The organism is Flavobacterium sp., assembly GCF_044376915.1.
Lineage (GTDB): Bacteria > Bacteroidota > Bacteroidia > Flavobacteriales > Flavobacteriaceae > Flavobacterium.
The window spans coordinates 34273-45309 of sequence record NZ_JBILKB010000007.1; the positions used below are offsets into that span (position 1 = coordinate 34273).

11 protein-coding genes and 1 tRNA gene are annotated in these 11037 nt (G+C 34.8%); 3 read left to right on the forward strand and 9 right to left on the reverse strand.

Going from position 1 to position 11037, the window contains the following annotated elements; translation table 11 throughout:
* Positions 1 to 2 precede the first annotated feature (2 nt).
* From ACIQ6Z_RS01490 to rplU, 5 genes are all read right to left on the reverse strand, one after another.
* Positions 3 to 1031, reverse strand: a complete 1029-nt coding sequence (locus ACIQ6Z_RS01490; RefSeq protein ID WP_396138749.1) for a rod shape-determining protein — start codon at positions 1029 to 1031, stop codon at positions 3 to 5.
* Positions 1032 to 1174: 143 nt separating this feature from the next.
* Positions 1175 to 2701, reverse strand: a complete 1527-nt coding sequence (purH, locus tag ACIQ6Z_RS01495; RefSeq protein WP_396209173.1) for a bifunctional phosphoribosylaminoimidazolecarboxamide formyltransferase/IMP cyclohydrolase — start codon at positions 2699 to 2701, stop codon at positions 1175 to 1177.
* A gap of 161 nt (positions 2702 to 2862) precedes the next feature.
* A tRNA-Leu gene (locus ACIQ6Z_RS01500) sits at positions 2863 to 2944 on the reverse strand.
* 123 nt (positions 2945 to 3067) lie between these two features.
* Positions 3068 to 3328 (reverse strand): 50S ribosomal protein L27, encoded by a 261-nt coding sequence (rpmA, locus tag ACIQ6Z_RS01505; protein ID WP_396209174.1) that lies wholly within the window; start codon positions 3326 to 3328, stop codon positions 3068 to 3070.
* A gap of 18 nt (positions 3329 to 3346) precedes the next feature.
* Positions 3347 to 3769, reverse strand: a complete 423-nt coding sequence (gene rplU / locus ACIQ6Z_RS01510; RefSeq protein WP_396209175.1) for a 50S ribosomal protein L21 — start codon at positions 3767 to 3769, stop codon at positions 3347 to 3349.
* A gap of 188 nt (positions 3770 to 3957) precedes the next feature.
* Here rplU and ACIQ6Z_RS01515 point away from each other — a divergent pair, with 188 nt between their 5' ends.
* Complete coding sequence (locus tag ACIQ6Z_RS01515) at positions 3958 to 5283, forward strand: M16 family metallopeptidase (RefSeq protein ID WP_396209176.1); 1326 nt, start codon at positions 3958 to 3960, stop codon at positions 5281 to 5283.
* 12 nt (positions 5284 to 5295) lie between these two features.
* Complete coding sequence (locus ACIQ6Z_RS01520; RefSeq protein WP_396209177.1) at positions 5296 to 7347, forward strand: M16 family metallopeptidase; 2052 nt, start codon at positions 5296 to 5298, stop codon at positions 7345 to 7347.
* Between the two features lie 47 nt (positions 7348 to 7394).
* Here ACIQ6Z_RS01520 and ACIQ6Z_RS01525 read toward each other — a convergent pair whose 3' ends face one another.
* Positions 7395 to 8264, reverse strand: a complete 870-nt coding sequence (locus ACIQ6Z_RS01525; RefSeq protein ID WP_396209178.1) for a DMT family transporter — start codon at positions 8262 to 8264, stop codon at positions 7395 to 7397.
* Positions 8265 to 8371: 107 nt separating this feature from the next.
* On the opposite strand from ACIQ6Z_RS01525, the gene ACIQ6Z_RS01530 reads away from it, so the two are divergent.
* Positions 8372 to 8740, forward strand: a complete 369-nt coding sequence (locus ACIQ6Z_RS01530) for a heavy-metal-associated domain-containing protein (protein ID WP_396209179.1) — start codon at positions 8372 to 8374, stop codon at positions 8738 to 8740.
* A gap of 42 nt (positions 8741 to 8782) precedes the next feature.
* Here the strand turns inward: ACIQ6Z_RS01530 and gldD are convergent, their stop codons facing one another.
* From gldD to mutY, 3 genes are read right to left on the reverse strand one after another with little or no spacing between them, the layout of a single operon-like run.
* The gene (gene gldD / locus ACIQ6Z_RS01535) at positions 8783 to 9343 is read right to left on the reverse strand and encodes a gliding motility lipoprotein GldD (RefSeq protein ID WP_396209180.1); all 561 of its coding nucleotides are present in this window, start codon (positions 9341 to 9343) and stop codon (positions 8783 to 8785) included.
* 53 nt (positions 9344 to 9396) lie between these two features.
* On the reverse strand, positions 9397 to 9798 hold the full coding sequence (locus tag ACIQ6Z_RS01540) for a single-stranded DNA-binding protein (protein ID WP_396198012.1): 402 nt from the start codon (positions 9796 to 9798) through the stop codon (positions 9397 to 9399).
* Positions 9799 to 9835: 37 nt separating this feature from the next.
* Complete coding sequence (mutY, locus tag ACIQ6Z_RS01545; protein WP_396209181.1) at positions 9836 to 10885, reverse strand: A/G-specific adenine glycosylase; 1050 nt, start codon at positions 10883 to 10885, stop codon at positions 9836 to 9838.
* Positions 10886 to 11037 lie beyond the last annotated feature (152 nt).

An 11037-nucleotide genomic window follows, 5' to 3' on the forward strand; every position in this document is an offset into this window, starting at 1 on the left:
TGTTATTTAATCAGAATTCCTTTATACTTATTGATATTTTTTAATGCCATTCCGGTACCTCGAACAACAGCTCTTAATGGGTCTTCAGCAATGTAAACCGGTAAATCTGTTTTCAAAGAAATTCTTTTATCCAAACCACGTAACATAGATCCACCGCCAGCTAGATAAATTCCGGTATTATAAATATCGGCCGCTAACTCTGGAGGTGTTTGCGATAATGTTTCCATTACAGCATCTTCAATTCGTTGAATTGATTTGTCTAATGCTTTTGCAATTTCTCTGTAAGAAACATCTACTTGTTTTGGCTTTCCGGTAAGTAAGTCTCTACCTTGAACCGACATATCTTCAGGCGCATTGTCTAAATCTTCAATAGCTGCTCCAATTTGAATTTTAATTTTTTCAGCTGTAGTTTCTCCCACAAATAAATTGTGTTGGGTTCTCATGTAATAGATGATGTCGTTCGTAAAAACGTCCCCTGCAATTTTAACAGATTTGTCACATACGATTCCTCCCAAGGCAATTACAGCAATTTCTGTAGTTCCCCCTCCGATATCCACAATCATGTTTCCTTTAGGCTGCATGATATCCACTCCGATACCAATAGCTGCTGCCATAGGTTCATGAATTAAATATACTTCTTTACCATTCACGCGTTCTGCTGATTCTTTTACCGCACGCATTTCCACTTCGGTAATACCCGATGGAATACAAATGACCATGCGAAGTGCAGGTGTGAAAAACTTTTTCTTTAAAGCAGGAATACTTTTGATAAACATTTTGATCATCTGTTCAGAAGCATCAAAATCAGCGATAACTCCATCTTTTAGCGGACGAATCGTCTTAATATTTTCATGCGTCTTCCCTTGCATCATATTAGCCTCTTTTCCTACGGCAATGATTTTACCTGTTACACGATCACGAGCAACAATTGACGGACTATCGATAACAACTTTGTCGTTATGGATGATAAGAGTGTTAGCGGTACCAAGGTCGATTGCGATATCCTCGGTCATGAAATCAAAAAATCCCATAGTTTTATAAAGGGTTTAACGTTTTTTTGTTTAATTGTATACAACTAGCAAAACTATGAAAATAATCTGGAATAATTTCAAATTAAAACGCATTAAAAAAATTATTTTTAATGCGTTTTAAAATTATAGAATAAAATGTAAAATTAATGTTTAAAATGACGGATTCCGGTAAACACCATGGCCATATTGTTATCGTTGCAATACTGAATACTCAATTCATCTTTTATGGACCCTCCCGGCTGAATTACTGCCGTAATTCCAGCCTTGTTTGCAATTTCAACACAATCAGGAAATGGAAAAAATGCATCACTAGCCATCACAGCTCCGGTTAAATCAAATTCAAAAGAAGTAGCCTTTTCAATGGCTTGTTTTAAGGCATCTACACGTGAGGTTTGACCCGTTCCCGATGCGCAAAGTTGTTTGTTTTTAGCAAAAACAATGGTATTAGACTTCGTGTGTTTGCATATTTTAGACGCAAACAATAAATCGTCAATTTCGGCTGTTGAAGGCGTCAAGGTGGTAACCGTTTTTAAATGCGCTTTTGAATCCGTTACATTATCTTTATCTTGCACCAATATCCCATTCAAACAGGTACGTACATTCTTTTGAGGCAATGCAACATCATTTAAAATTAAAATAATTCGGTTCTTTTTTTCTTCTAACAAATCGATAGCTTCTTGTGCATAAGCAGGCGCGATCACGACTTCACAAAATAATTTATTTATTTCCTCTGCTGTCCCCAAATCAATAGTGTCATTTGCAATTAAGACACCTCCAAAAGCAGAGGTAGGATCTGCAGCTAACGCATCCAAATAAGCTTCTTTCATGGTGCTACGCGAAGCTAATCCACAGGCATTATTGTGTTTTAATATGGCAAATGTAGGATCATCACCTTTAAATTCATTCATTAAATTTACAGCTGCATCAACATCTAATAAATTGTTATACGACAATTCTTTTCCGTGAACTTTAGTAAACATTTGGTCAAAATCGCCAAAAAACAACCCTTTTTGATGTGGATTTTCGCCATAACGAAGAATTTGTCCATTTGCTACACTTGTTTTTAAATATGTTTCATCTGTGTTGAAATAATTAAATATCGCAGCATCATAATGCGAAGAAACGTGAAATGCTTTTGTAGCCAATAATCGTCGGTTTTCAAGTGTTGTTGCTCCGTTATTTTCAGTATAAAAATCTAAAAAAAGCGCGTATTCTTCTACTGAAGGCACAATAACCGTGTCTTTAAAGTTTTTTGCAGCCGCTCGAATTAATGAAATACCACCAATATCTATTTTCTCAATAATATCTGATTCGTCGGCTCCTGAAGCTACAGTTTTTTCAAAAGGATATAAATCTACAATTACTACATCAATTTGAGGAATGTTAAACTCTTGCATTTGTTGCACATCGCCTGAATGATCTTGACGATTTAATATTCCCCCAAAAATTTTAGGGTGTAACGTTTTTACTCTTCCACCTAATATTTCAGGAAAAGCAGTAATATCTTCGACAGCTACGACAGGAATGCCTAGATTTTTTATAAAAGTTTCTGTCCCACCTGTTGAATAAATGGTTACGTTGTCTTGATGCAAAGATTGAACAATAGGCTCTAATCCGGTTTTATCAAATACAGAAATTAAAGCCGAAGCAATTTTTTTTGTTGTGTTCATTATGTTGTGTTGTTTGAGATGCAAAAGTAGTTATACTTCTTAAAACATTCAAACATAATTTAAGGTGATTTTTGGATTTTATAAACAAAACATTCAAAATAATTTGATTTTATATTGAAATGCAAAAAGCTCTAAATCATTTCGATAAAGAGCTTTTGAAGTGCGGGTAAAAGGACTCGAACCTTCACACCTTGCGGCACCAGATCCTAAGTCTGGCGTGTCTACCAATTTCACCATACCCGCGATAATTGGAGTGCAAATATAACGCTTTCGTTCAATATTGCAAAACTAAATGCATTTATTTTAGGATTGAAAACAAAAAAACCTCTCAAAAAATGAGAGGTTTTTGTATGTAGTAAAAAAGTATTACGCTTCAAATGGAACAACCGATACAAACGATTTGTTCTCTGCTTTTTTCTGGAATTTTACAACTCCATCAACTTTAGCATGTAACGTATGATCTTTTCCCATGTAAACATTTTCACCTGGGTTGTGCTTCGAACCTCTTTGTCTAACAATGATGTTTCCAGCAATAGCAGCTTGTCCACCATAAATCTTTACGCCTAAACGTTTCGATTCTGATTCTCTACCATTCTTCGAACTACCGACACCTTTCTTGTGAGCCATGATGTTATATTTTAAATGTTATTCTTCCGTTTTTGGTTTACGAGTTGCTTTAGCTTTTGGCTTAACTTCTTCAGTTGCTTCGGTTGCTTCAACCTCTACTTCTTTTTTAGCCGCTTTTTTCTTAGCTGCAACAGCTACAATTCCCTCAATTAAAATTTGAGTAAATGATTGTCTGTGACCGTTTTTCTTTTTGTAACCTTTTCTTCTTTTCTTTTTGAAGACAATTACTTTATCACCTTTTAAGTGTTGTAACACTTTGGCTTCTACTGAAGCACCTTCTACAGCTGGGGCGCCTAAAGTTACGTTTCCGTTGTCATCTAACAAAAGAACTTTATCGAAAGAAACTTTCGAACCTTCTTCTGAAGCTAAACGGTGAACATAAACCTTTTGGTCTTTGCTTACTTTGAATTGTTGCCCTGCTATCTCTACGATTGCGTACATAACAATGAGTTTAGTTAAAAATTTTAAGGTTGCAAATATACAATAAATTATAAACCAAACAACTAAATCGTAGAATAAAATAGTATTTTTTTAATCGCCTCAAAAAAACATTAAATTAAATCGTTAATTTTTGTAACAATTTTGACAGAACAGCTACCTATTTAACTATATCAACAAATTAATAACGTATGAAAACATCTTTAATGGCTTTGGGAACTGCACTAATGCTAGGCGGAACTGCTTCTGCACAAAAAGTAACCTTTGAAGAGTTTGATCTAGACAACGGTTTACACGTTGTATTGCATCAAGACAATTCTGCACCAGTGGTTATTACATCTGTAATGTATCATGTGGGTGCTAAAGACGAACAACCTGATCGAACAGGGTTTGCTCACTTTTTTGAACACCTTTTATTTGAAGGAACTAAAAATATTGCTCGTGGTGAGTGGTTTAAATTAGTTACCGCTAACGGCGGCAACAATAACGCAAATACTACTGACGACAGAACGTATTATTATGAGGTATTCCCTTCAAACAATTTAGAATTGGCATTATGGATGGAATCGGAGCGTTTGATGCATCCGGTTATCAATCAAATTGGAGTAGACACTCAAAATGAAGTAGTAAAAGAAGAAAAAAGACTACGTGTTGACAACCAACCTTACGGCAACTTAATCAAAGCCGTGAAACAAAACATGTTTAAAGCACACCCATACAAATGGACTACCATTGGAGAAATGGAGCATTTAGATGCAGCTACTTTGGAAGAGTTCCAAGCGTTTAATAAAAAATTCTACGTGCCAAACAATGCTGTTTTAGTGGTGGCAGGTCAATTTGACAAAGCTCAAGCTAAAGAATGGATTACAAATTATTTTGGAGCCATTCCAAAAGGAGCTCCTGTAGCCCGTCAAAAAATTGAAGAAGCTCCAATTACAGAAGCATTCAAAGCCACTTGGGAAGATCCAAACATACAAATTCCAATGTTAGTAGCTTCTTATAGAACGCCTTCTATGAAATCACGTGATGCCAGAGTATTGGATATGATTTCTACTTATTTATCTGACGGTAAAAGTTCTAAGTTGTATAAAAAAATCGTAGACGATAAAAAAATGGCCTTGCAAATTGGCGCCTTCAATTACAGCCAAGAAGACTATGGAATGTATTTAATTTATGGATTGCCAATGGGTGAAAACACATCAGAATCGATCTTAAAAGAAATTGATGAAGAAATTGTAAAAATGCAAACTGAATTAATTTCAGAAACCGATTTTCAAAAACTTCAGAATAAATTTGAAAGCAACTACGTGAGCAACAATGCTTCCGTTGAAGGAATTGCAGACAACTTAGCGACGTATTATATGTTGTATGGCGACATCAATTTGATCAATACCGAAATAGATATTTACCGCTCTATTACTAGAGAAGAAATTAGAGCTATTTCAAAAAAATATTTAAACGCTAACCAGCGATTAATATTAGACTATGTTCCTGCTAAAGATAAAGCGCAAAACTAAGATTTGAAGAATATGAAAAAATTTATATACATAGCAGCCAGTTTATTTTTAACAATAACTATGCAAGCACAAGACAGACCGCAGCCAAAACCAGGACCTGCTCCATCCATCAACATCAATAAGCCACAAAGTTTTGTGCTTAAAAATGGTTTGAAAGTTTTAGTGGTAGAAAACCATAAATTACCTCGTGTTTCTTTTAATCTTACCTTAGACAATGCACCCTATGCAGAAGGATCTAAAAAAGGTGTTTCCGATCTATTAAGTAGTATGATTGGTAATGGAACGCAAACTAAAAACAAAGATGCGTTTAATGAAGAAATTGATTTTCTAGGTGCTAACATTAATTATTATGCTTCAGGGGCCTCTGCAAATGGATTGTCTCGCTATTCTAAAAGAATTCTAGAATTAATGGCAGATGGCGCCTTAAACCCATTGTTTGTTCAAGAAGAATTTGATAAGGAAAAAGCTAAAATTATTGAAGGCTTAAAATCAGATGAAAAAAGCGTAACTGCTATTGCTCGTCGTGTTGAAAATGTATTAACCTATGGCAAAGACCATTACAAAGGTGAATTTACAAGTGAAGAAACATTGAAAAACGTAACTTTAGACGACGTAATCAACAACTACAACACCTATTTTGTTCCTGCTAATGCTTATTTAGTCATCGTAGGGGACGTAAAGTTTAAATCGGTGAAAAAAGAAGTTGAAAAGTTATTTGGTAAATGGAAAGTTGCAACAGCGCCTCAAACAACTTATTCTGACCCAAAAGACGTTCAGTATAGTCAAATCAACTTTATTGATACACCAAATGCCGTGCAGTCTGAAATTGCATTGGTAAATTTGACGAAATTAAAAATGACCGACAAAGAATACTTTGCAGTGATTTTAGCTAATCAAGTATTAGGTGGTGGTGGTGAAGGTAGATTGTTTTTAAACCTTCGTGAAAAACACGGTTGGACATACGGAGCCTATTCTTCAATTGGTTCTGGCAAATACATCAATAAATTCCGTTCGGGATCTTCTGTTCGAAATGCAGTTACCGATAGCGCAGTTGTTGAGGTTTTTAACGAACTTAAGCGCATTAGAACCGAATTGGTTTCAGAAGAAGATCTTAGAAATGCGAAAGCTAAGTATGTTGGAAATTTTGTAATGCAAATTGAAAAACCTTCAACTATTGCAGGATATGCACTAAACCAAGAAACGCAAGGATTGCCTGAAGATTTTTACGAAAACTACATTAAAAACATCAATGCAGTTACTGCAGAAGATATTAGGAATGCAGCCAATAAATTCTTCTTAGCCGATCAAACACGTGTAATCATTGTAGGAAAAGCAGCCGATGTATTACAAGGATTAGAAGCATTGAGTAAAAGAGAAAAATTACCTATTTTTTACTTTGACAAATATGGAAATCCTGCTCAAAAACCGGAAGTTAAAAAACCAGTTCCTGCAGGTGTAACAGCTCAAACTGTATTAAACGATTATATTAAAGCAATCGGCGGAGAGAAAGCAGTGAAAAATGTAAAAACCATTGCGGTTATTTCATCAGGAACAATTCAAGGAATGGCATTGGAATTAAACATGAAAAATGCTGCTAAAAAAATGTCTGTTGAAATGAAAGCAAACGGCATTTCAATGATGAAAGAAGTTGTAAATGACAAAGCGGGCTACTCCGTACAACAAGGAAAAAGAAAAGATTTTACCGGTGAAGAATTAATAGAAAAGCAAGCTGAAGCAACTACCTTTAAAGAATTAGCGTTATTAACCAATAAAGAAATAACGGTAACCGGTATTGAAAATATTAACGGAGCCGATGCTTATGCACTTAAAAACGGAAAATCTACTTTATATTATGATGTAAAAACAGGATATAAAGTAGCTGAATCAGAAGAAGCAGAACAACGTGGCCAAAAAATGGTACAAACAACGTATTACCAAGATTACAAAGATGTAAATGGATTAAAATTCCCTTATAAAATCCTAATGAATGTAGGTATTGAAATCGAATTCACTACTTCTGAAGTAAAGATTAACGAAGGAGTAACTGAAGCTGATTTTAAATAATCATTTCATTCACTAAACTAAAGCGCTCAAGAAATTGGGCGCTTTTTTTATTTTTTACTCGAAAAATAAACTCCTATTAAGACAATAATAGCGCCTAATGCTTGAACCAAGGTCAGCGTTTCATGCATAAATAAAAACCCTAGAAATATAGCCACTACCGGAATGATGTAGGTAACCGAAGAGGCAAAAACCGGCGAAGACAACTGAATAAGTTTGAAGAATAAAATATTGGATAATCCAGTTCCTATTACACCCAACACTGCAATATAACCTAGCGCATTTTGTACTTTTTCTTGGTGCACGATTTCGAAAAAATCAGAACAATATAAAACGATAAGTGCCGGAACAAACATCACAACGAAATTTCCAGTACTAATTGTTAGCGGCTTTAAATCGGATAAATATTTTTTTATCAGGTTAACATTTATGCCATAAAATATAGAAGCGATAACAATTAATATGGCATAGTAATAATTTTCGGTAGTGTTTTCTCCCGAACCAGAAAGGACTAGTAATACACATCCAATAAAACCGATGATTACCCCAAATAGTTGTCTCCGTTGTACATCCAAACCAAAGAAAAACAATCCTACCAATAAGGTATTTAAGGGCGTCAAAGAGTTTAGTATGGCACTTATAGAACCATCAATTTTTGATAGTGCCACCGAAAACAAAAAAGCAGGAACAAACGTTCCGAATAAGGAAGTTAGTGCAATATATTTCCACTTATACCTTGGAATTTTTGCAATTTCTTTATAACCTACCAAAAAAAGAAAGCAGGCCGCAAAAAGCAGCCGTAAACTACCCAATTGTATTGAATTGACACCTTGTAAACCTAATTGCATAAGAATAAACGAACTACCCCACACACAACCTAAAAAGGCCAACAAATACCATTTTGTACTACTTTTCTCCATGATGTAAATTTCTTTGTCAAAATTGAGTTTTATTTTTTAATATCTCACTATGATTTTTTGTAAATTTGTAACGACTTAACAAAGAGTCCAATTATCCCATATAACCCATGAAAAATATTCAAAACATAGCTATTGCATCATTAATCCTTTTTTTCACCATTAGTTGTAAAAAGGAAACCACTGTAGTAGCAAAAGAAGTAGCAAAAACAGAAATTACTGCTGAAAATTTAGCAACTGCCAATTTTACGATCGATGGTATGACTTGCGCAGTTGGTTGCGCCAAAACTATTGAAGGTAAACTAATCGAAAAAGAAGGTGTGCAAGAGGCAGTTGTGAATTTTGAAAGCAAAATCGCAACCGTATCTTACGACAAAACGAAACTAAACATAACTTCTTTGACCGCAACGATTGAAAAGGTTGCAGGTGGTGATGCTTATAAAGTAAGCAAAGTAGAAACTCAGGTTATAAAAAAATAGCGATTTTTTTCTTATAAAAAAAGGCACTATTAAGTGCCTTTTTTATTTCCATTTCATGGTTTCCATAATTCTCCGCATATCATCCTGAACATATTGTGTTGCCGGTAAGATCGAATCATAATTGGGTTTCGCGTAAAAATAGACGCTCCCAGTCATAAAATGTTTGGTACTATCTGTAGCATAGAATAATGCATTAGTAGCCGCATTTCCACCCACTTTATAAAACATACCAAATACTTTTTTATTGGGATTAACAAACGGTTGCTCTAAAATGTCATCGGCTTTTAGGGTATGCAATTTATAGGTCAAATTTTGCGCATCTTGTAACAATTTATCAATGTCATTATGTACCTCTTTATAGGTTAAATAGACTGTAGCTTTCATTTTGGGATACTGAATTTCATAGGAACAACTGTTATTCTTGAGTTGTGCTATGGTGTTCACATCAAAAGAAAATGGACAATTGGTCGTTAACTCGGTATACTTTGGAGCAGGGTATTCTAAACGCAACTGACTGGCAGGCTTGGGCACTGTTTCCTCTTTACAAGAGAAAAAACCCAATACAATCAAAAATAGAAACGAATTTATAACTGGTAATTTCATACTACTATAACGACAAAAATTCAACTTTATGTGAAGACTTTGAATTTTTAGCATTAAAACGGAGCATCTTCTGGAGCACTTCCGGTAGGAAGAGATGATTTGCCTAAATCTGTTTCTTTTTTGGTTGTCAAAAAGGTAAATTCCGTAACTTGAATTTCTGTAGTATATTTTGTAGCTCCGTCTTCGGCTTGCCATTGACGTGATTTAATACGGCCTTCAATATAAATCTTATCGCCTTTAGAAAGGTATTTTTCACAAATTTCTGCGGCTTTGTTGCGCACCACAATATTATGCCATTCGGTAGAAGTTATTTTCTCTCCAGTAGTCTTGTTGATATAAACTTCATTAGTTGCTAAAGGAAATCTTCCGATGCAATTTCCACCTTCAAAGTAATGCATTTTAATTTCATCTCCTAAATGACCAATCAAAATGACTTTATTTAATGTTCCGTTCATGGCTTATACCGTTTTTGTGTTATTCAAAAGTAAGAATTTATAATGAATTAAAACAAGCAGATTGCATAAAATTATGAATGGCAATTGGAAATGGCAATTTTTGAATCTCCTCTCGTGATTTTGCCTCCGGTATTTTATGATCAAATTTTAACCCATAAAATCGGATGTACAAATGTTGGTGAGATAATTTATGATGAATTACATCTGAAGACAACACACAAACATCTGTTGCAACTTGCCCAAAGAAATGCGTCGTTTTCAATTGGTCAATAAATTGATTTTCATCGATTAATTCCGCGGTTTCTACCAACGTAAATTCATATAAGTTTTCCCAAATTCCTTTTCCTTCCCGTTTTTGAACAACAAAATTATCATCAAAATCTTGTACAATTAAGTAATTGAAATACCTATTCGTTACCTTTGTTTTTTTACTTTTAACGGGCAATTGCCCTACTTTTTTATGCTGTAACCCCGCACAGGATGTGGCTAAAATACAGGCATCGCAGTTCGGGTTTTTAGGCACACACTGCAAAGCTCCAAATTCCATAATGGCCTGATTGTAAAGTGCTGCTTTGTCTTTTGGTAAGATTTCTTGGGCCAACTTTTGAAACTCTTTTTTGTTTTTTCCTTCCGAAATATCAAGTCCCACATTAAAATAGCGACTCAATACACGAAACACATTGCCGTCAAGAACCGCAACGGGCTCGTTGTATGAAAATGAAGCAATTGCGGCAGCTGTATATTCTCCGACCCCTTTTAAACGTAATAATCCGGTGAAATTTGATGGAAAATTGCCTTGGTATTCCGTGGCCACAATTTTAGCGGTAGTATGAAGGTTTCGCGCTCTGGAATAATAGCCCAACCCTTGCCACAATTTTAAAACCTGCTCTTCCTCTGCTTGTGCTAAATCAAATACCGTTGGAAAAGCGGCTACAAAAGCATTAAAATAGGGCAATCCTTGCGCGACTCGCGTTTGCTGTAACATAATTTCGGACAGCCAAATAAAATAGGGGTTTTGCGTATTGCGCCATGGCAAATCACGCTTGTTTTGTGCGTACCATTTAATGACTGCGTTTGAAAATTCCATATTTTAGCAATTGGTTGACAAAAATATAGCTTTACTAATTAAAATTTAATCAATTATGGTTGATTTATTATTTTTTTAATTCTTATATTTGCAAACTCAAAAAAATACACAATATAAATACGAAAGAAAATGACGAAAGCAGATATCGTAGC